16 protein-coding genes are annotated in these 20,059 nt (G+C 72.6%); 6 read left to right on the forward strand and 10 right to left on the reverse strand.

The annotated features are described in order from the left end of the window. The gene (locus AB0B94_RS30040; protein ID WP_357288114.1) at nt 1-1,344 is read right to left on the reverse strand and encodes a pitrilysin family protein; all 1,344 of its coding nucleotides are present in this window, start codon (nt 1,342-1,344) and stop codon (nt 1-3) included. Next, the gene (locus AB0B94_RS30045) at nt 1,341-2,651 is read right to left on the reverse strand and encodes a pitrilysin family protein (RefSeq protein ID WP_357288117.1); all 1,311 of its coding nucleotides are present in this window, start codon (nt 2,649-2,651) and stop codon (nt 1,341-1,343) included. Before AB0B94_RS30045 ends, AB0B94_RS30040 begins: the two co-directional genes overlap by 4 nt. Before the next feature lie 419 nt (nt 2,652-3,070). Here AB0B94_RS30045 and AB0B94_RS30050 point away from each other — a divergent pair, with 419 nt between their 5' ends. From AB0B94_RS30050 to AB0B94_RS30065, 4 genes are read left to right on the forward strand one after another with little or no spacing between them, the layout of a single operon-like run. Then, the gene (locus AB0B94_RS30050) at nt 3,071-4,135 is read left to right on the forward strand and encodes an ABC transporter substrate-binding protein (protein ID WP_357288120.1); all 1,065 of its coding nucleotides are present in this window, start codon (nt 3,071-3,073) and stop codon (nt 4,133-4,135) included. Continuing rightward, nucleotides 4,132-4,911 carry an ABC transporter ATP-binding protein gene (locus AB0B94_RS30055; protein ID WP_357288123.1) on the forward strand — a complete coding sequence of 260 codons (780 nt, stop codon included), beginning with the start codon at nt 4,132-4,134 and terminating at the stop codon, nt 4,909-4,911. The genes AB0B94_RS30050 and AB0B94_RS30055 overlap by 4 nt, the downstream gene beginning before the upstream one ends. Continuing rightward, entirely contained in the window at nt 4,901-5,785 is an 885-nt protein-coding gene (locus AB0B94_RS30060) for an ABC transporter permease (protein WP_357288126.1), read from the forward strand. Before AB0B94_RS30055 ends, AB0B94_RS30060 begins: the two co-directional genes overlap by 11 nt. A gap of 1 nt (nt 5,786) precedes the next feature. Beyond that, nucleotides 5,787-6,224: an Rrf2 family transcriptional regulator gene (locus AB0B94_RS30065; RefSeq protein ID WP_357288130.1), complete on the forward strand. Its 438-nt coding sequence runs from the start codon at nt 5,787-5,789 to the stop codon at nt 6,222-6,224. 250 nt (nt 6,225-6,474) lie between these two features. Here the strand turns inward: AB0B94_RS30065 and AB0B94_RS30070 are convergent, their stop codons facing one another. The 7 genes from AB0B94_RS30070 to AB0B94_RS30100 all read right to left on the reverse strand — a co-directional run bounded on the left by AB0B94_RS30070 (nt 6,475) and on the right by AB0B94_RS30100 (nt 17,520). Then, nucleotides 6,475-6,675 carry a hypothetical protein gene (locus tag AB0B94_RS30070; RefSeq protein ID WP_357288134.1) on the reverse strand — a complete coding sequence of 67 codons (201 nt, stop codon included), beginning with the start codon at nt 6,673-6,675 and terminating at the stop codon, nt 6,475-6,477. A gap of 244 nt (nt 6,676-6,919) precedes the next feature. Further along, a complete protein-coding gene (locus tag AB0B94_RS30075) occupies nt 6,920-8,233 on the reverse strand; it encodes a DEAD/DEAH box helicase (protein ID WP_357288137.1) in 1,314 nt (437 codons plus the stop codon). A gap of 224 nt (nt 8,234-8,457) precedes the next feature. Further along, nucleotides 8,458-8,661 carry a cold-shock protein gene (locus tag AB0B94_RS30080; RefSeq protein ID WP_007464836.1) on the reverse strand — a complete coding sequence of 68 codons (204 nt, stop codon included), beginning with the start codon at nt 8,659-8,661 and terminating at the stop codon, nt 8,458-8,460. Nucleotides 8,662-8,887: 226 nt separating this feature from the next. Next, nucleotides 8,888-12,358, reverse strand: coding sequence for a UvrD-helicase domain-containing protein (locus AB0B94_RS30085; protein WP_357288140.1), 3,471 nt, complete (start codon nt 12,356-12,358; stop codon nt 8,888-8,890). Between the two features lie 79 nt (nt 12,359-12,437). Continuing rightward, the gene (locus AB0B94_RS30090; RefSeq protein WP_357288144.1) at nt 12,438-15,962 is read right to left on the reverse strand and encodes an ATP-dependent DNA helicase; all 3,525 of its coding nucleotides are present in this window, start codon (nt 15,960-15,962) and stop codon (nt 12,438-12,440) included. A 158-nt stretch (nt 15,963-16,120) separates the two neighbouring features. Further along, complete coding sequence (locus AB0B94_RS30095) at nt 16,121-16,666, reverse strand: TIGR00730 family Rossman fold protein (RefSeq protein WP_357288147.1); 546 nt, start codon at nt 16,664-16,666, stop codon at nt 16,121-16,123. Next, nucleotides 16,666-17,520, reverse strand: a complete 855-nt coding sequence (locus AB0B94_RS30100) for a TIGR00730 family Rossman fold protein (RefSeq protein WP_357288150.1) — start codon at nt 17,518-17,520, stop codon at nt 16,666-16,668. Before AB0B94_RS30100 ends, AB0B94_RS30095 begins: the two co-directional genes overlap by 1 nt. Nucleotides 17,521-17,674: 154 nt before the next feature. Here AB0B94_RS30100 and AB0B94_RS30105 point away from each other — a divergent pair, with 154 nt between their 5' ends. Next, nucleotides 17,675-17,842, forward strand: coding sequence for a hypothetical protein (locus tag AB0B94_RS30105; protein ID WP_238668234.1), 168 nt, complete (start codon nt 17,675-17,677; stop codon nt 17,840-17,842). A gap of 54 nt (nt 17,843-17,896) precedes the next feature. Here AB0B94_RS30105 and dapE read toward each other — a convergent pair whose 3' ends face one another. After that, entirely contained in the window at nt 17,897-18,970 is a 1,074-nt protein-coding gene (dapE, locus tag AB0B94_RS30110) for a succinyl-diaminopimelate desuccinylase (protein ID WP_357288155.1), read from the reverse strand. Nucleotides 18,971-19,048: 78 nt separating this feature from the next. On the opposite strand from dapE, the gene dapD reads away from it, so the two are divergent. Continuing rightward, entirely contained in the window at nt 19,049-20,008 is a 960-nt protein-coding gene (gene dapD, locus AB0B94_RS30115; protein ID WP_357288158.1) for a 2,3,4,5-tetrahydropyridine-2,6-dicarboxylate N-succinyltransferase, read from the forward strand. Nucleotides 20,009-20,059 lie beyond the last annotated feature (51 nt).

The following is a 20,059-nucleotide window of genomic DNA, read 5'->3' on the forward strand; positions in this document are numbered from 1 at the left end:
TCACGCCTGTTGCTCGGTCTGCACCGTGGTCAGCGCGGCCAGCCCCGGGGTGACCCGCTCCGCGTCGCCGAGCACCACGATCGCCGCCCGAGCCGGGGCCAGGTAGCGGGCCGCCGCCTGCGCGACGTCGTCGGTGCTCGCCTTCGCCAACCTCGCCGCGTACTCGGCGAGGAAGTCCAGGCGCAGACCATTGCCGGCGTACGCGCTGGTCAACGCCGCCAACCCGGCCTGGGTGGACATGCCGAGCTGGAGGGTGCCCAGGGCGTACTGCCGGGCCTGCTCCAACTCCTCCGGCTTCGGCGGCAGCGAGGCCAACCGACCCAGCTCGTACGTCGTCTCCAGCAGCGCCGGCCCGGTGACCTCGGTGGCCACGTCGGCGGCGGCGACCAGCACCGACCCGGCGACGGAATGCTCGATCACCGAGTGCGGGCCGTACGTGTAGCCCTTGTCCTCGCGGATGTTCTCCACCCACCGGGACGAGAAGTAACCGCCGAAGATCAGGTTGGCCAGTTGCAGCGGGGCGTGGTCCGGGTCGGTGCGCGACACCGCAGGCAGCGCGATCCGCAGCGAGGACTGCACCGAGCCCGGCCGGTCGACAAGCAGCAGCGGCCCCGGCTCCAGCGGCGGGGTCGCCGGCAGTTCGGCCACCCGCCCGGCGCCCGACCAGCCGCCGAGCGCCCGCTCGGCCGCGTCCAGTGCCTTCTCCGGCTGGACGTCGCCGACCAGCACCAACTGCGCGCCGGTCGGGTGGACCCGCTCCGCGTGCAGGGTGCGCAGCGCCGCCGGTCGGACGGCACGGATCTGGCCGGGCTCCGGCGTCTGCGTCGCGTACGGGTGCCGGCCGTAGATCCGCTTGAGCAGCGCCTCCCGGGCCAGGTGCGAAGGCTGGCTCTGCGCGACCTGGATCCGGTCGACCAGCCGGTCCCGTTCGGTGGCCACCTCGTCACCGGGGTAGCTGGCGCCGGTCAGCACCTCGGCCAGCAGCTCCAGCATCCGGTCCAGACCGGTGACCAGGCCGGCGCCGGAGAGCATCAGCCGGTCCGGGTCGACGCCCGCGGAGAGCCCGCCGCCCACCTTCTGCAACTCGGCGGCGATCTGCACGCTGGTCATCGAGTCGGTGCCGGAGAGCATTGTCTGCGAGAGCATCGCGCCGCGGGCCAGGTGGACCCGGCCGAACGGCACCCAGAGCCGCAGTTCGACAAGGGGTACGGCGGGCCGGCGTACGGCGATCACGGTGAGGCCGTTGCGCAGTGTGCGCTCGGCCTGCTTGGGCACCTTGAGCTTGCGGGTCGGCCCGAGCGGTGGCAGCGTACGCGGCCCGGCGGGAGCGGTGGTGACACTCATCGGGCGCCTCCGGCGATGACCTCGATGGCGGCCCGGCGCTCCGGGCGCAGGATGGCCGCGGCGGACCGGACCTGCTCCTCGGTGACCTCGCCGACCAGCCGGGGCAGTTCGTTGAGCAGACCCGGTTCACCGCGTTGCTGTTCCAGCACTGCCATCCGCAGCGCCCGGCCGAGCACCGCGTCGGTGTCCCGCAGCAGGTGGGTGGCCATCCGGGCCTGGGTGCGGGCCAGCTCACCGTCGGTCAGGCCATCGGTGGCCAGCCGGTCCAACTCCTCGTCGATGGTGCGCAGCACCTTGTCGACATCGCCACCGGGCGGCAGGTGCGCCTGCAACAGCAGCGCGGTGGGGTCGCGGACGTCGAACGGGTCGCCCATGAAACCGAGGTATCCGCCGAGGCTGGTCACCGTGCGGTCCCGCTGCACCAGCCGTTCCACCAGCCGCGACGCGTCGCCGTCGGTGAGCACCTCGGCCAGCACCACGTACGGCAGGTAGCCGGCGAAGTCGGTGACCGGGTCGGGCACGCGCCAGGCGCCGGCCACCGCCGGCAGCGGCGCCAGGGCGTCGGTGTACGAGGTACGCCGCTCGGCGCTCAGATCAGGCTCGGTGAAGTCGGGCCGTTGCGGTGCCGGCCGGGCGGGCACGTCGCCGAAGTGCCGGGTGACCAGCTCGATCGCCTCGGCCACGTCGATGTCCCCGCTGACGGCCAGCACGGCGTTGCCGCTGGCGTAGTAGCGGCGGAAGAAGTCCGCGGCGTCGGCGACGGTCGCCGACTCCAGGTCGTCGAAGGAGCCGTAGCCGTCGTGGGCGTTCGGGAAGGTGTCGAACATGACCGGCGGCAGAGTGAGCCAGGGAAAGCCACCGTACGGCCGGTTGAGGACGTTGACCCGGATCTCCTCCTTGACCACGTCGACCTGGTTGCGCAGGTTCTCCTCGGTCAGCCGGGGTCCACGCATCCGGTCCGCCTCCAGGAACAGCGCGCGTTCCAGCGCGTTGCTCGGCAGCGTCTCGAAGTAGTCGGTGTAGTCAAGGTGGGTGGAGCCGTTGAAGGTGCCACCCGCGCCCTGCACGTGCCGGAAGTGGGCCAGCTTCTCCAGGTTCTCCGAGCCCTGGAACATCAGGTGCTCGAAGAGGTGGGCGAAGCCGGTACGCCCCTCCGGCTCCGAGCGGATGCCGACGTCGTAGACCACAGCCACCCCGATCACCGGGGCACTGCGATCGGGGGTGAGCACCACCCGCAGGCCGTTGTCGAGGGTGAACCGCTCGACCGGATACTTCGTCGCTGGAATTCTGGATCTCCGCGCCGCCACGGAGTCGACCCTAGCGCGTCGACACCTCCGCCACCCGCGACCTTCCCGGAGCCGCCGCGACCGGGGCCGTCACCAGGCGCGGCACGTCGGTGCCGACCTGCTCTGCCTCGGCCCGGTGCGGCCAGCCGGAGAGGATGCTCGCCGGTGCGCTCCGGCGGTGGTCGTGCCCGAGCAGGTCGCGGTACGCCCGCTGCCCGGCCGGGTCGCCCCCGGTCTCGATGGTGCCGGCGACACCGCGCTGGCGCGAACCCGGCCCGGACCGCGATCAGCACGACGCCGCTCACCCCCTATCAAGCTGGTAGGAATTACCGACATGCCCGAGACGCGCCATCCCGCCATGTGGATGGGCCTTGACGCTGGCCGCGGCCCGGCCCACTCTTCCTACCAACTAAGTAGGAATACTGCGGATTGGATGGACGATGAGACGGCTCCCCCTGCGCCGGTTGGTCACCCTGGCCACCCTCGCCGCCCTGGGCGCGGCGACCCTGGGCAGCACCGCCGCGTGCGGCGACGACAGCGAGGGCGCGGGCGGCAGCTCCGGCCCGGTGACGCTGCGCCTCGGCTACTTCCCCAACATCACCCACGCGCCGGCGGTCGTCGGGGTGGAGAAGGGCATCTTCGCGGAGAAGCTCGGCACCGACGTCAAGCTGGACCCGAAGACCTTCAACGCCGGCCCGGCCGCCATCGAGGCGGTCTTCTCCGGCGCGCTGGACGCCACCTACATCGGTCCGAACCCGACGGTGAACGCCTTCTCCAAGTCCAAGGGCGAGGCCGTCCGGGTCATCTCCGGCGCGGCCTCCGGCGGCGTGGCGCTGGTGGTCAAGCCCGGCATCACCGATGCGCAGGGCCTGAAGGGTAAGAAGATCGCCACCCCGCAGCTGGGCAACACCCAGGACGTGGCGATCCGGTACTGGCTCAAGCAGCAGGGCCTGACCACCACCAAGGAGGGTGGCGGTGACGTCAAGATCGTGCCGCAGGAGAACGCCCAGACGGTCGAGACGTTCAACAGCGGCGCGATCGACGGCGCGTGGGTGCCCGAGCCGTTCGTCTCCCGCCTGGTCAACGCCGGCGGCAAGGTGCTCGTCGACGAGCGCGACCTGTGGCCGGACAAGAAGTTCGTCATCACCAACCTGCTGGTGAGCACGAAGTTCCTCAAGGCACACCCGGACGTGGTGCAGAAGCTTGTCGACGGCCAGGTGGCCGCCAACGAGTTCGTCAACACCAAGCCCGACGAGGCGCAGCAGGCCATCTCCGACGCGATCGGCAAGATCACCGGCAAGCCGCTGGACCTGAAGCTGATCAAGCAGGCGTGGCCGACGTTGGAGTTCACCAACGACCCGATCTCCTCCTCCCTGAAGGCCGGCCTCGACCACGCCGTCGACGTCGGGCTGACCGAGCCGGTCGACCTCAAGGGCCTGTACGACCTCAAGTACCTCAACAACGCGCTCAAGGCGCAGGGCGAGCCCGAGGTCGTCCAGCCATGACGTCGACAACGACGACGCCGCAGAGCGCGACCACAGCGGTCGCGCTCTCCGGCGTGACAAAGGTGTACGGGCGCGGGGCGAACGCCGTCCTGGCCCTGGACGGTGTCTCGCTGGATGTCGCGCCCGGCGAGTTCGTCTGCCTGGTCGGCGCGTCCGGCTGCGGGAAGAGCACCCTGCTCAACCTGGTGGCCGGGCTGGACCGGGTCAGCGGTGGGCAGATCACCCTGGCCGGCGACGCCAACCCGGGCCTGATGTTCCAGGAGCCGGCGCTCTTCCCGTGGCTGACAGTCGACGCCAATGTGGAGGTGCCCCTCAAGCTGCGCCGGCTCCCCCGGGCGCAGCGCCGCGAGCGGGTGGCCGAGCTGCTGCGGACGGTGCACCTTGCCGACTTCGGCCGTAAGCGCCCGCACGAGCTCTCCGGCGGCATGCGGCAGCGCGTCGCGCTCGCCCGCACGCTGGCCTTGGACACTCCGGTGCTGCTGATGGACGAGCCGTTCGGCGCGCTGGACGCGATGACCCGGGACATCCTGCACGACGAGCTGGAACGGATCTGGTCCGAGCGCAACCTCTCTGTGCTCTTCGTGACGCACAACGTCCGCGAGGCGGCCCGGCTGGCCGACCGGATCATCCTGCTCTCCAGCCGACCCGGCCGGATCATCTACTCCACCGAGGTGGACATCCCGCGCCCTCGCCGGATCGACTCCCCCGAGGTCGCCGCCATCGCCGCCGAGGTCACCGAGCGGCTCCGTACGGAGGTGGGCCGCCATGGCCAGTGACACCCTCACCAGTTCGGCGCGTACCGACGCGGAGATCACCGGCCTCGACGCGCTGGAGATCGCCGGCCGGGACAAGGAGGTTTCCCGCGGCGCCCGGATCTGGGCGGCCACCTGGCCCAAGCTCGCCGCGCTGGCCATCGCCATCGCCGCCTGGCAACTCGTGGTCCTTTCGGGTTGGAAGCCCCCGTACTCGCTGCCGGGTCCGCTGGAGGTCGGCCGTGAGCTGATCACCCAGGCCCAGGGTCCGCAGTTGTGGGACGGCCTGCTCACCACGTTGCGCCGGGCCGCCGTCGGGTACGTCTTCTCGGTCGCCGTCGGCCTGCTGCTGGGCCTCGCGGTGGCCCGGTCCACTGTGCTGCGCGCCGCCATCGGCTCGATGATCACCGCGTTGCAGACGATGCCGTCGATCGCCTGGTTCCCGCTGGCCATCCTGCTCTTCGAGCTGAGCGAGAAGGCGATCTTCTTCGTGGTGGTGCTCGGTGCGGCGCCGTCCATCGCCAATGGGGTGATCTCCGGGGTGGACTACGTGCCGCCGCTGCTGGTGCGCGCCGGCCGTAACCTCGGCGCGCGAGGGCTCAACCTCTACCGGTACGTCATCGCACCGGCCGCCCTCCCGGCGATCGTCGCCGGGCTCAAGCAGGGTTGGGCCTTCTCCTGGCGCAGCCTGATGGCAGGTGAGCTGCTCGTGGTCGGCATCTCGCAGACCTCGCTCGGCGCCCAGCTCACCTACTCCCGCGAGTTGTCCGACTCACCCTGGCTGCTCTCCACGATGATCGTCATCCTGGTCGTCGGCCTCGTCGTGGACGCCGCGTTCGGCGCCGCGGACAAGGCGATCCGGCGCCGCTGGGGCGTACTGGACCAGGCTGGTCAGTGACGTGTTCGTCTCCGCGCGCAGCGACTACGCGCTCCGGGCGATGCTCGCCGTCGCCGCCGGTGGTGATGGTGGCGACGGCGACCGGGTCGGCGAGTTGGTGAAGGCGGCCAGCCTGGCCGAGGTGCAGGACATCCCGCTCAGCTTCCTGCAGGGCATCCTGCTCGACCTGCGCCGGGCCGGTCTGCTGCACAGCCATCGCGGTGCCGACGGCGGGTACGCGCTGACCCGCCCAGCCGACGAGATCACCGTCGGCGACGTGCTGCGCGCGGTCGGCGGCTCGCTCACCACGGTGCGCGGTCTGCCGGCCGAGCGGGCCGGCTATCACGGAGTGGCCGCCGGGCTCACCGACGTCTGGCTGGCGGTGCACGGGGCGATCGCCACTGTGGTCGACAGCACCACCCTGGCCGACCTACTCACCCACGCCCCCACAAAAACCTGACCCCCCGCCCCCGCCCCCGCCCCCGCCCCCGCCCCCGGCCGATCTTGCACTTTCGGCGCTCACATTCCGGGTGTTACCGGGCATACCGGCATCCGAAACTGCAAGATCGACGCAGAGAGCGGTCGCCACGGCCGGGGCACACGCAGGAAGGCGCGATGTGGTCGGGTCGGTGCCCCGCCGACCCGACCACATCTCGTACCGATCCTGACCGGGCCTGCCCCTCCGCCGGCACCGGTAGGCCGGACGCTGCTCAGCCCACGTGGGCGGTCGCCGGGGCGAGGCCCGGGTCGCCAGGACTGCGCAGCTCCACCAGACCGGCGGGAGCATTACCCGCCGGGGTGGCGTGCCAGGGCGCGAAGGCCGCAACCATGGCGAGCAGCAACCCGGCGAGCGCGACCGCGACCACCAGGATCAGTTCACGCAGTGCGCCCGAGCCGGCTTCGCCCGCCATGGTCACCCCTCCCGTGCCGGGCCCCCCGCCCGACATCCCCCGTCGGTCAGCCTCGACCACCAGCGGCCGGGGCGCAGTCGGCCAGCCGACCCAGCGGAGGCTGATTACCGACTCAGCAGAGGGGCCACCCGGCGCGGTCGGCTGACCGGTCGGGCCGCACCGCCAGCCGACCGGCCCGGAACACCACGCGGACAAAACCGACCCGCCTCGCCGAAGCGGGACGGGTCGGTCGACGCGCAGAAGATCAGACGGTGCGGGGGCGACGCGGCCGACGGGACCGGCCCGACGCGCGGTGCGCCGGACGGGCACCCCCGTCGGAGGCCGAGCCCCCGGAGGTACGGGCCCGAGTTGCGGGCGCCGGCGGAGCCACGATGGTCACCGGCACACCGGACGGCTCGCGGGCACCGGTCACCCGGGCCAGCGCTCCGTCACCCGCACGCACCTGGACCGACTCAGGTCGGATACCGGCGGTGGCCATCAGCCGGGACACGTCCCGGCGCTGCTCCGGCAGGACCAGGGTGACCACGGAACCGGACTCGCCGGCCCGGGCGGTACGGCCGCCCCGGTGCAGGTAGTCCTTCGCCTCGGTCGGCGGGTCCACGTTGACCACCATGTCCAGACCGTCCACGTGGATGCCACGGGCCGCCACGTCGGTGGCGACCAGGGCGGTCACCTGACCGTTGCGGAACTGCTCAAGGATCCGGGTGCGCTGCGGCTGGGACTTGCCACCGTGCAGCGCGGCCGCGCGTACGCCCTTGGAGAGCAGCTGGCGGGCCAGCCGGTCGGCGCGGTGCTTGGTGCCCATGAACAGGATGGTGCGGCCCTCACGGGCGGCGATCCGGGTCAACGCGTCGGGCTTGTCCGCGGCGTCGACGTGCAGCACGTGGTGGGTCATCGCGGTGACCGTCGCGGTGCCCGGGTCGACCGAGTGGGTGACCGGGTTGCTCAGGAATCGGCGGACCAGCCGGTCCACGCCGCCGTCCAGAGTCGCGGAGAAGAGCATCCGCTGCCCCTGCGGCGCGACCTGCTCCAGCAGCTTGGTGACCTGCGGCAGGAAGCCCATGTCGGCCATCTGGTCGGCCTCGTCGAGCACTGTGATCTCGACCTGGTCGAGCCGGGCGTCACCACGGTTGATCAGGTCGTGCAGCCGGCCGGGGGTGGCGACGACCACCTCGGTGCCGGCGCGCAGGGCGTCCGCCTGCCGCTGCAACGACAGACCGCCGACCACAGTGGCGCAGCGCAGCCCGACGGCGCGGGCGTACGGGGCCAGGGCGGTGGTGACCTGCTGAGCCAGCTCGCGGGTCGGCACCAGCACCAGGGCCAGCGGGCGGCCCGGCCGCGCCTTACGGCCGGCGGTGCGGGACAGCAGCGGAAGCCCGAAGGCGAGGGTCTTGCCGGAGCCGGTACGACCCCGGCCCAGCACGTCCCGGCCGGCGAGCGAGTCGGGGAGCGTCGCCGACTGGATGGGGAACGGCTCGTTGATGCCCTGCGCGGTCAGCGCGGTGAGCAGCGCCGGCGCCAGACCGGTATGAGCGAACGAAGGAATAACTGTGGTCATGCGGAAGCCTTCCTCGACGCGGCACGTGTCGAGGGAGGGCGCCGAAGTCGGCGCTGTCAACCGGCGGCGCAAGGCAGCCAGGACTCACAAGCACGAACCGAAAGGGAGTACAGGCCGGCCCGCCGCCGGGCCGCCACCTGCGTCGGCAGGCGGCAGCGGGGCGGGCCGGTCCCGTCACCGTCACACCCGGAGGGCGCGACAGGTAATGCTGACCGATCCGAAGATCAGAGCGGGCGGATGTTCTCCGCCTGCGGGCCCTTCTGGCCCTGGGTCACCTCGAACTCGACCCGCTGGTTCTCGTCCAGGCTCCGGTAGCCGGAGGACTGGATCGCCGAGAAGTGGGCGAAGACGTCGGCGCCGCCGCCGTCCGGGGTGATGAAGCCGAAGCCCTTGTCAGCGTTGAACCACTTCACGGTGCCAATAGCCATGTGTTTCGTCTCCTTGACGGAACGTCGGACACGCACTTGTTGCGTGCCCGAAGAGGAGCGCTCCGCGCGGGGATGCGCGAATCGCCTGTCGCTTCTGGTCGCCCCGCCCGGAGAACTCCGGACACAACAAAGAGCGCCTGGGGCCACAATCCCGCCAGGCGCACACAGAGTCTCTGGTAACCAAAACTGCAACCCCGTCAACCTACCACGGTTTCCCCCGCCATGGTCAACCTTGGGCAGAATCCTCGGGCAGCTGCGCGATCATGGCCGTGAGGCCGGTCACATCCAGCAGGTCGGCGGGCCGGACGGTCACCCCGTGCCGGACGTAGTGGAACGCCGCGCCCACAGTGTCGACCGGCACGCCGGCCAACTCTGCCCAGGCCAGCCGGTAGACGGCCAGTTGCACGGCGGCCACGTCGGCCGCCGGCCCGGTGGGCTGCGCGCCGGTCTTCCAGTCGACCACGTCGAACCGGCCACCCGGCCGGGCGAAGACCGCGTCCATCCGGCCCCGCACCACCACCCCGGCGATCACAGTGGCGAAGGGCACCTCCACCTCCACCGGTGACCTGTCGGCCCACTCGCTGGCCAGGAACCGCTCCTGAAGCTCGACCAGCGCCTCGTCGGGCGCGGCATCGGCGTCGGCCGCGCCGGGCAGCTCGTCCAGATCCAACAGGCGGTCGGCGCCGAAGCGCTGCTCCAACCAGGCGTGGAAGGCGGTGCCTCGACGGGCGTACGGGTTGGGTTCGGACGGCACCGGGCGACGCAGCGTACGGGCCAGGGCCGCCGGATCGCGCCGCAGCGCGACCAGCTGGGTGACGCTCAACGCGCCGGGTAGCGCCACCTCGACCGCACCGGAGAGCCGGGTCAGCTCGGCGCGCTCCGCCAACAGCAGGTCCGCCTCGCGCTGCCAGCGCGCCACCTCCGGATCCACCTCCGGCTCGACCTGCTCGGCCGGCCCGACCGGCGATCCGACCGGCCCGGGGAGCACCGGCCCGACCGGCGATCCGATCGGCGTGACCGGCCCGGGGAGCACCGGCCCCACCGGCCCGGACAGCGCCGCCGCCGGACCGTCGGCCATCAGGCGACGCACCAGCCCGGCCGCCTCGGCCAACGCCGGCCGGCGACCGCCCAGCGGGTCGGCCGGCCACTCCGCGCGGAGCACCACCTCGGCCGTGGGGTTCGTCGCGTCGGGAGTCGGCTCCGGCGCCCAGGCGTCGATCAAATGCCCGGGCCCGCCGTCGAGGCAGGCGTCGTACACCTCACGGAGGAAGACCGACGGACCTCGCGGTCGCTTCGTGCCCTCTCCCCACCAGTAACCGGAGCAGAGCAGCAGCCGGCGCGGTCGGGTGACAGCGACGTACGTCAGCCGGCGTTCCTCCCGCTCGTCGTGGGCCCGCCACGCGTCGGTGAAGTCGGTCACCGCACGCGCCACGGCCCGCTGGTCCCCCGCCTCGTCGAGTGCCAACTCGGGCAGGCCGTCGGCGTCGCCGCGCAGCGGGAACGGCAGCACGCCGAGCCCACCGAGCCAGTGGTCGGAGTTGCGGACCGGCCCCGGCCACAGACCACGACTGAGCCCGGCCACCGCGACGACGTCCCACTCCAGGCCCTTGGCGGCGTGCGCGGTGACCACCTGCACCGCGCCCTCCACCACCTCGACCTCGCCGGGCGCCAGACCGCGCTCCTCGTCCTCGGCGGCGGCCAGGTAGGACAGGAACCCGGACAGGGTCGCACCGGGCGTCTCCCCGCTGAACCGGGCCGCCACGTCGCCGAGCGCGTCCAGGTGCCCCCGGGCCAGGCCCGCGTCGCCGGCGCCGTCGCGGCCGGCCCGCACCGCGACCTCCACGTCCAGACCGATGGTCCGCTCGATGTCCGCGATGAGATCCGGCAGCGCCTGGTCCAGCCGGTAGCGCAGCAGCGCCAGTTCCCGGCCGTACGCGCGCAGCCGTGCGAACCCCTCAGCCGAGTACGCCTGCGCCGGCCCGAGGTCGGCCAACGCCTCCACCAGAGTCGCCTCGTCCAACAGGTCGGGGCTGATCTCCGCGGCCTCGTCGGCGGCCACCTGCCGCCGGGCGTTCGCGATGGCCCGGGCCCGCCGGTGCAACGCCACCAGGTCACGTGGCCCGATCCGCCAGCGGGCGCCGGTGAGCAACCGCAGCAGCGCGGCGCCATCGGTCGGGTCGGCAAGGACCCGCAGCGTGCAGACCACGTCGCGTACCTCTGGGGTGTCCAGCAGGCCGCCCAGCCCGACCACCTCGACCGGTAGGCCCCGCTCCCGCAGCGCCGACTCGATCGCCGGGATCTGGCTGCGCACCCGGACCAGCACGGCGGTCGTCGGACGGCGCTCCACCGGGATGTGTTCCGGGGCCGCGCCCGGCATCCCGGCCGCCCCACGCCAGGCGGCGAGCACGCTGTCGGCGATCCAGTCGGCCTCGTCGGCGTACGTGGGCAGCATCGCGCAGTGCACCGTGCCGCCGGCTGCGCCGCCCGGGCTGCGGTGCGGAATCGGGTCCCGGACGGTCAGCGCGGAGCGCAGCTCCGGCACCCGGGCACCCGCCGCCCGCAGCGGGGTGGAGAGGGCGTTCGCCACCCGGAGGATCTCCGGGCGGTTGCGCCAACTCGTGGTGAGCCCCAGCGCCGGGGCCGGCTCACCGTTGGCGCGGGCGAACTCGGTGGGGAACCGGTCCAGGGTGCCCGCGCTGGCCCCCCGCCAGCCGTAGATCGACTGGCACGGGTCGCCCACAGCGGTCACCGGGTGCCCGCCACCGAACAGCGCGTTGAGCAACACCACCTGGGCGTGGCTGGTGTCCTGGTACTCGTCGAGCAGCACCACCCGGAAGCGGTCCCGCTCGATCACGCCGACCCCCGGGTGGTCGCGGGCCACCCGGGCCGCCCGGGCGAGCTGGTCGGCGAAGTCCATCGCCTCGAAGTCCTCCTTGCGCCGGGCGTACGCCCGCACCAGCGGCAACAGGCGCAACCGGGTCTGCTGGAGGGTGAGTGCCTTGCGCACGTCGGCGTACACCCGACCCGGCCGGGACTGCACCTCGGCGAAGAACCGACCGGTCCAGGCCGCCAGGTCGTCCGGCGCGACCAGATGCTCGTCCAGCTCCCCGGCGAGCGCCAGCACCGCGTCGGTGATGGTGCTCGGCATCCGGTCCACCTCGGACATGTCGCCGTCGTAGTTGCGCACCAGCAGGTCCACCAACTGCCAGCGGGACGCCTCGGTGAGCAGCCTGGTGGACGGCTCGTAGCCGGCCCGCAGCCCGTGCTCGGTGACGATCCGCCCCGCGTACGAGTGGTAGGTGGAGACGGTGGGCTCACCCGCGAGCGGGTCGTCCAGCGGGTCCCGTCCCTGCCGGCCGAGTCGGCGGATCAGCTGGTCGAGCCGGGTGCGTACCCGATGGGCCAGCTCGCCGGCCGCCTTGCGGGTGAAGGTCAGGCCGAGGATCTGCTCCGGCCGCACGTACGAGTTGGCCACCAGCCAGACCACCCGGGCGGCCATCGTCTCGGTCTTGCCCGACCCGGCGCCCGCTACCACCAGCAGCGGCTCCACCGGGGCGGCGATGATCGCGGCCTGTTCCCGGGTGGGCGCCGGCAACCGCAGCAGCTTGGCCAGTTCCACCGGTGTGTAGCGGGGGCCGGAGTCCGCGAGTCGGGGCGTCGGCGCGGGGCCCGCGCCGAACAGGGTGGGCTGACTCACGGTGCCGTCTCGGTTCCCAACACCGGCGCGCTCCTCGCCCTCACGGGTGCCGTCCCAGGTCGCGACTGGGCTCGCACGCTCATTCCTCGCCCTCACCTGTGCGTCGCACGGTGGGCGGCTCGACGACCTGGCGACCCTGCCCGGAGACCGGGCAGCTGGTGCGCACCGGGCAGACCCGGCACTTCGAGTTGGCCACCGCGGCGAACGTGGCGGCTGCCATCGTATCGGCGGTCCGCCGGACCAGCGCTGTCGCCCAGCCGGCGGCCGGCCCCTCGCTGGCGGCCGGCTGATTCTGCTCCCTGGCGTCCTTGGCGGAGGTCCCGAGCTGCACCAGCGCGGCACCTCCGGACTCGTCACCGAACTCGGCGAACGCCCCCGCCTCCACCGCCGCCTGGTAGGCGCCGAGCTGCGGGTGCTCGGCAAGGTCGGTGCCGGTGACAGCTGTGGACTTGCCGGTCTTCAGGTCGATCACCACCAGCCGTCCGGCCTCGTCGACCTCCAGCCGGTCGACCCGGCCGGCCAGGTCGATGGGCCGGTTCGGGTCGTCCAGGCGGACGGCGAACTCGTGCTCGATGGCGAGCAACCGGCGCGGATTGGTGGCCAGCCAGCGCAGCAGTTTGTCGACCATCGCCTCGGCGCGTTCCCGCTCCGGCCCGGCCATCCACCGGGCCGCCAGCTCGATCGCGTCGAACCGGGCGGCCACGTAGTCGAGCAGCGCGCCCCGGTCGGCGCTGGCGTCCTCGGCGAGCATCGCGGCGGCGTGCACCAGGTTGCCCACTCCCTGCGCGGTGCTGGTCGGGCCGCTACCGCCGTGCCGTTCCAGCAGCCAGCGCAGGCTGCACCGCAGCGCGCTCTCCATCGCCGACGGGGTGACCCGCACCGGGTCGCCGTCGTCGACGAGCGGCCGGTCGTCGGAGAGCACCCGCAACCCCCACCAGTCGTCGGGGTGCGCGCCGGGCACCCCGGCGGCGGCGAGCCGGGCCAGTTCGGCCGCCGCGGCGCGCCGCCGGGCCGCCGGGGCGGCCGGGTCGGTGATGGCGGTACGCAGTTCAGCTACCAACGCCGGCAGGGTCAGCGCCCGGGGTGGACGGGTCACCGGCAGTGCCCCGGGGCGGTCCGGCTCCTCGTCGCCGGTTTCGCCGACCGCAGCGCCCCCGCTGCCGCCGGAGGACGGCTCGGTGCGGGGACCGGGCGGCGGGCCGGGCGCTGTCGGCGGCGGTGTGCCCGGCGGGTTTGGCGGCGGTGTGCCCGGGCCCAGCTCGTGCAGGAACCGGCTGGGTTGTTCCTCGTGGTCGTCGCCGCCGACGGCGGCCGACGCCACGGCGCTGACCAGCAGCCGGTGCCGGGCCCGACTGATGGCGACGTGGAAGAGCCGACGCTCCTCGTCCAGCAGCGCCGAGGTCTGACCCACCACGTTCGCCGCGGTCGCCCCGTCGACCGACCGGCCGGCCAACACGTCGACCAGTCGCTCGGAGCCGAGCAGGCTGCCGCGCAGCCGCAGGTCCGGCCAGATGCCCTCCTGCACGCCGGCCACCGCCACCAGATCCCATTCCAGGCCCTTCGCGGCGTGCGCGGTGAGCAGGCGTACCGCCGCACCCCGGTCTGCGGTCGGGGCGATGGTGTCGGCCGGCAGGTCCTGCGCGAGCACGTGGTCGAGGAAGACCTCGGTGCGGGCACCGGGCAGCCGGTCGGTGAACCGGGCCGCCGCGTCGAAGAGGACCAGCACGGCGTCCAGGTCGCGGTCGGCAGCCTCGGCCCGCCGACGCCGGGCCAGGTCGCCCTCGCCGGCCTCCGGACGACCCTGGTTGATCGCGCCGGCCCACCGCTCGGCGAGACCACTGGCGTCCCAGACGGCCCAGAGCACGTCCTCGGCGGTCGCACCCGGGCGGGCGGCGGCCTCCCGTGCGATGGCCAGCAGCCCGGCCACCGCCTGCGCCGGCTCCGCCCAGAGCCGCTCGATGCCGGCCAGCTCCTCCGGGTCCTGCAACGCCTCGACGATCAGCTCCCCGGAGGGACGTCGGTCGCCGCCGGCCAACGCGAGCGCACGCAGGCCCTGCCGCAGCCGCCGCTCGGCCAGCGGGTCGGCCCCGCCGAGCGGCGAGTGCAGCAGCGCGACTGCCGCCTCCTCGTCGAGTCGATCCGGCTCCAGCGCGCAGCGCAGCAGGAGCAGCAGCGGCGCGACCGCCGGTTGCAGGTGCAGGGGCAGATCCTCACCGTGCACGACTGTGGGCACCCCGGCGGCGTGCAGCGCCCGTCGCAGGGTGGGCAGCTGCAACGCGGTGGACCGCACCAGCACCGCCATCCGTGACCACGGGACGCCGTCGAGTAGGTGAGCCGAGCGCAGCGCGTGGGCCAGCCAGGCGGCCTCGCTGGTCGCCGAACGGAAGGTGTGCACCTCGACCACGCCGGGCGGCGCGCCCGGCACTGGGTGCAGCCGGCGGTGCGCGGCCGGACCCCGCAGCCGGCGGCCCAGCCGGGCGATCGCCGCGAGCAGACCCGGCCCGGCCCGGTACGACGTGGTCAGCAGCACCTGCGCGGCCGGCGCACCGGATGCCGTCCGGAACCGGTGCGGGAACGTCGACACCCCGGCCGGGTCGGCGCCCCGGAAGGCGTACGTGGAGGAATCCGGGTCGGCGAACGCGACAAGCGACTTGCCACCGCCGGCGATCACCGAGAGCAGCTCCAGTTGGGCGGGGTCGGTGTCGGCCAGCTCGTCGAGGTAGACGTACGCGAGGCGACGGCGCTCGGCGGCCAGCAACTCCTCGTCGTCGCGCAGCAGCCCGGTGGCCGCCCGGACCAGTTCCGCCGGGTCGTACGCGATGGAGCCCCGGTTGCTGACGTCGCGCAACGCGAGCACTGCGACGTACTCCCGCAGGAAGCGGGCGGCGGCCGGCCAGTCGGCGCGGCCGAGCTTCTCACCCAGCCGGGCCAGGTCGATCGGCCCCACGCCGCGCTCGGCGGCGCGCATGAGCAGGTCGCGCAGTTGGCCGGCGAACGCCCGGGTGCGCAGGGCGGGGCGTAGGTCTGTGGGCCAGCCGACCGGGTCGTCCTCGGGCTCCTCGCCCACCACGTCCAGCAGCTCACGGATGATCAGATCCTGTTCGGGGCCGGTGAGCAGCCGGGGCGACGGTTCGCCCCGCTCGGCGGCGGCGCGGCGGAGCAGCCCGAAGGCGTATGCCGGGAAGGTGCGCACCAACGGCTCACGCAGCACCCGGTGGCCGTCCTGCGCGATCCGGGCCTCGATGCGCTGGCGCAGCGCGGTGGCGCCTCGGCGGCCGAAGGTCAACACCAGGATCCGTTCGGGGTCGACCCCCTCGGCCACCCGGGCGGCGACCGCCTCGACCAGCGTGCTGGTCTTGCCGGTGCCCGGGCCGCCGAGCACGAGCATCGGCCCGTCGGTGTGCCCGACCACCTCGGCCTGCACCGGATCGGCCCGCCAGCCGCCGAAGGCCAGCTCGGGCCCGGCCACTCGACCGGGCCCCTCCGACGTGCCGACACCGCCCACCGACGTGCCGCCGCTGGCGAGCACGGAAGCGCCGTCAGGCGTCGTCCCGTCCCCCCGCGCCGGCCCTCCGGGCCGCCGCACCAACCGGTACGCCTGCATCAGCTCATCCCATCAGACCCATACGACACCCACCCACCCAAACCCCACTCCACACCGCACCCCATCCAGCCTCGTCGATCATGACGTTAGCTGCCCGACACGCCGACGGCGCCGTCGACAACTCCATGGTCACCGCGGCCCGGGTGGGGTTGGGGCGGTCAGGTCAGGTGGGATTCCAGAACGTCGAGGGCCTCGGTGACGGTGGTGGTGACCGTCAGAAGGTCGCGGCCGGCGGGCTTGAGGAAGGTCTGGTCGGCCAGCGCGTCGAGCCAGTCCAGCAGGGGACTGTAGAACCCGTCGGTGTCGATCAGCACCATCGGCTTGGTGTGCAGGGCGAGGGTGGCGGTGGTCCAGACCTCGAACAACTCGTCCAGGGTGCCCAGCCCGCCGGGCAGGGTGAGGAAGGCATCCGACTTGTCGATCATCAGGGTCTTGCGGCTGGCCATCGAGTCGGTCACCAGCAGCTCGTCCGAGGCCAGGTCGGCGACCTCCAGGTCGACCAGCGACTGCGGGATCACGCCGACGGTGCGCCCACCGGCGGATCGGGCGCCGTCCGCCAGCGCGCCCATCATGCCGACGCAGCCACCACCGCTGACCAGCGTGTGCCCGCGCCGGGCCAGCTCCGCACCGGTCTCGGCGGCCAGGTCCAACCAGCGCTGATCAAGGGTACGAGAGGAGGCGCAGAAGACGCAGATCGCCGCCATCAGTCGTGGTTCCGAGCCTGCTCGGCGGCGGCCTGCTGGTCTGCGCCGGTGCGCGCGACGGCCTCCTCGCGGACCGCCTCCTGCTCGGCGGAGAGCGCGGCCTCCGACGCGACGATGTACCGGACCGCCTCGTTGACGTCGTCGGTGAGGCAGATCAGGTCCAGGTCGACCGGCCCGATCTTGCCGGTGGCTGCCATCGTGTCGCGCAGCCAGTCAAGCAGGCCCTGCCAGTAGGCGACTCCCATGAGCACCACCGGGAACCGGGTGACCTTGCCGGTCTGCACCAGGGTGAGCGCCTCGAACAACTCGTCCATGGTGCCGAAGCCGCCGGGCAGCACGACGAACGCCTGGGCGTACTTGACGAACATCGTCTTGCGGGCGAAGAAGTAGCGGAAGTCGATGGCCAGGTCGACCCAGTCGTTGATGCCCTGCTCGAACGGAAGCTCGATGCCGAGACCCACGGAGAGCCCACCGGCCTCGCTGGCGCCCCGGTTGGCGGCCTCCATCACGCCGGGCCCACCTCCGGTGATCACCGCGTAGCCGGCTCGGGCCAGCGCACCGCCCAACTGCTCGGCCAACTGGCACTCGGCGCTGTCCGGCGCGCTGCGCGCGGAGCCGAAGACGCTGACCGCTGACGGCACGTCGGCGAGGGTGTCGAAACCCTCGACGAACTCGGCGAGGATGCGCAGCGCGCGCCAGGCGTCCTTGGTCTTCCAGTCGCTGCGCCCCCGTGAATCCAGCAGTCGCTGGTCGGCGGTGCTGCTCGGGATCGCCCCTCTGCGCAGGGTGACCGCACCGCGATGCCGCTCCTGTCCCGGACCGCGACCGGCCTCCCGCCCGTTGCTCTGGCTCATGGGGCAACCGTAGTGGAGCAGCACCGGCCGGGTGCGCGGGGCGGGGACGCCGAGAAATTGTTCGGGATCATGGGCAACTATTCGGCGCTCCCGTACGTCTTACTATTCACATACCGGGTATGCCCCGGCGCGCGCCTTCGGGGGAGGAGACAGCGTGATCAGTAACAGCGAGATGATCCGGATCCGTCGCCAGATGCAGCGACGGATCCGAGACGTGGTGGCCGAACGCCGCCGCACCCGCCAGCAGAACCCAACCCCCACCTCCCCCACACCCTCCGGAACCGATCAAGAGGTTTGCGTCGCCGACAACGGGCCAGGCTGACGCAAACCTCTTGATCACCGGTGGCCTCCGGCGCTGGACCGGAGCCGGGCCGGGTCAGACCGGGGCCAGCCAGCGGTGCAGGGTTGCCGCGCCGTCGCGGATCTTGCTGATCTCGACGTGCTCGTCGGGGTGGTGAGCGAGGTTCGGGTCACCCGGGCCGAAGTTCAGCGCGGGAATGCCCATCGCCGCGAACCGGGCCACGTCCGTCCAGCCCAGCTTGCCGATCGGTGCGGCGCCGACAGCCGCCAGGAACTCCTTCGCGGGGGCCGCGTCGAGCCCGGGTGCGGCACCGGCAGCTGTGTCGGTGACTGTCACCTCGAAGCCGGCGAACACCTCACGCAGGTGCGCCTCCGCCTCGGCCGGGGTGCGGTCCGGGGCGAACCTGTAGTTGACCTCGACCTCACAGAGGTCGGGTACCACGTTGCCGGCCACCCCACCGTTGATCCGCACCGCGTTCATGCCCTCGCGGTAGTCGCAACCGTCAATGGTGACCCGGCGCGCCTCGTACGTCTGGAGACGTCGCAGCACCTCGCCGGCGGCGTGGATGGCGTTGACCCCGTGCCAGGAGCGCGCCGAGTGGGCGCGTACGCCGGTCGTGGTGACCACCGAGCGCATGGTGCCCTGGCAGCCCGCCTCGACGATGCCGTACGTCGGCTCCAGCAGCACCGCGAAGTCCGCCTGCAACCACTCGGGGAACGCCTGGGCGACGAGGTTGAGTCCGTTGTACCGCGACTCGATCTCCTCGGCCTCGTAGAAGAAGTACGTCACGTCGTAACGCGGCTCAGGCAGCGTCACCGCCAGGTGCAGCGCGTACGCGGTGCCCGACTTCATGTCGGAGGTGCCGCAGCCGTACATCAGGTCGCCGCGCATGGTCGACGGGAAGTTGTTGTTCAACGGCACCGTGTCGAGGTGCCCGGCCAGCACGACACGCTGCGACCGACCGAGGTCGGTACGGGCCATCACCGTGTTGCCGTGCCGGTGGGTGGTCAGGTGCGGTACGCCCCGCAGCACCTCTTCGACACAGTCGGCGATCGCCTTCTCGTTGAGGGACACGGACTCTATGTCGACCAGAGCGCGGGTCAGCTGCACCGGATCGGCGAGGACCTCGGGGGTCAGCGGGTTCTCCATGGTTCGCACGGTACCTTCAGGTCTGTCAGCGCGAGGAGCGAGCCGAGGTCAGCTTGGCCGTGACCGAGAGGTGTAACAGTGACGTCCGCAGATTCCGCCTGGGGCATCGGCCTGGCTACGGTCACCGCAGACGAGCAGGTGCTCGATACCTGGTACCCGACCGGCAAGCTGGGCCTGGGCGAGCTGCCGCTGGTCGCCGGCGAGGACAAGGCGGACGTGCTCGACCTGCCGCCCGCCGCGCTCGGTGACCGGTCCCTGCCCGGCCTGCGTACCGTGCAGGTGGTGACCGTGATCGGCTCGTTGGACGACCCGATCAAGGACGCGTCCGACGCGTACCTCCGGTTGCACCTGCTCTCGCACCGCCTGGTCCGACCCAACCAGCTCAACCTGGACGGCATCTTCGGCAAGCTGGCCAACGTGGCCTGGACGTCCGCCGGGCCGTGCCCCCCGGAGCGGGTGGACGAGCTGCGGGTGATCGAGCGAGCCGCCGGTCGGCACCTGGCGGTGTACGGGGTCGACAAGTTCCCCCGGATGACCGACTACGTGGTGCCCTCCGGTGTGCGGATCGCCGACGCCGACCGGGTCCGTCTCGGTGCGCACCTGGCCGCCGGCACCACTGTGATGCACGAGGGCTTCGTGAACTTCAACGCCGGCACCGTCGGCACCTCGATGGTCGAGGGGCGGATCGTGCAGGGCGTGCTGGTCGGCGACAGCTCCGACATCGGCGGCGGGGCTTCCATCATGGGCACCCTCTCCGGCGGCGGCACCGACAAGATCAGCATCGGTGAGCGGAGCCTGGTGGGCGCGAACGCCGGCGTCGGGATCTCCCTCGGCGACGACTGTGTGGTCGAGGCCGGCTGCTACATCACCGCCGCGTCGAAGATCACCCTCCCTGACGGCCGAGTGGTCAAGGCCCGGGAGCTGTCCGGCGTCGACGGCCTGCTGTTCTGGCGCAACTCGGTCACCGGCGGGCTGGAGGCCCGACCGCGCACCGGCCGAGGCATCGAGCTGAACGCCGCCCTGCACGCCAACGACTGACGCCCCCGTCCGGGTCCGCGGCGTTCGGCCGCGGACCCGGACGGGGTACGC

Origin of the sequence: Micromonospora sp. NPDC048986 (assembly GCF_040649335.1) — a bacterium.
Classification (GTDB): domain Bacteria; phylum Actinomycetota; class Actinomycetes; order Mycobacteriales; family Micromonosporaceae; genus Micromonospora; species Micromonospora alfalfae.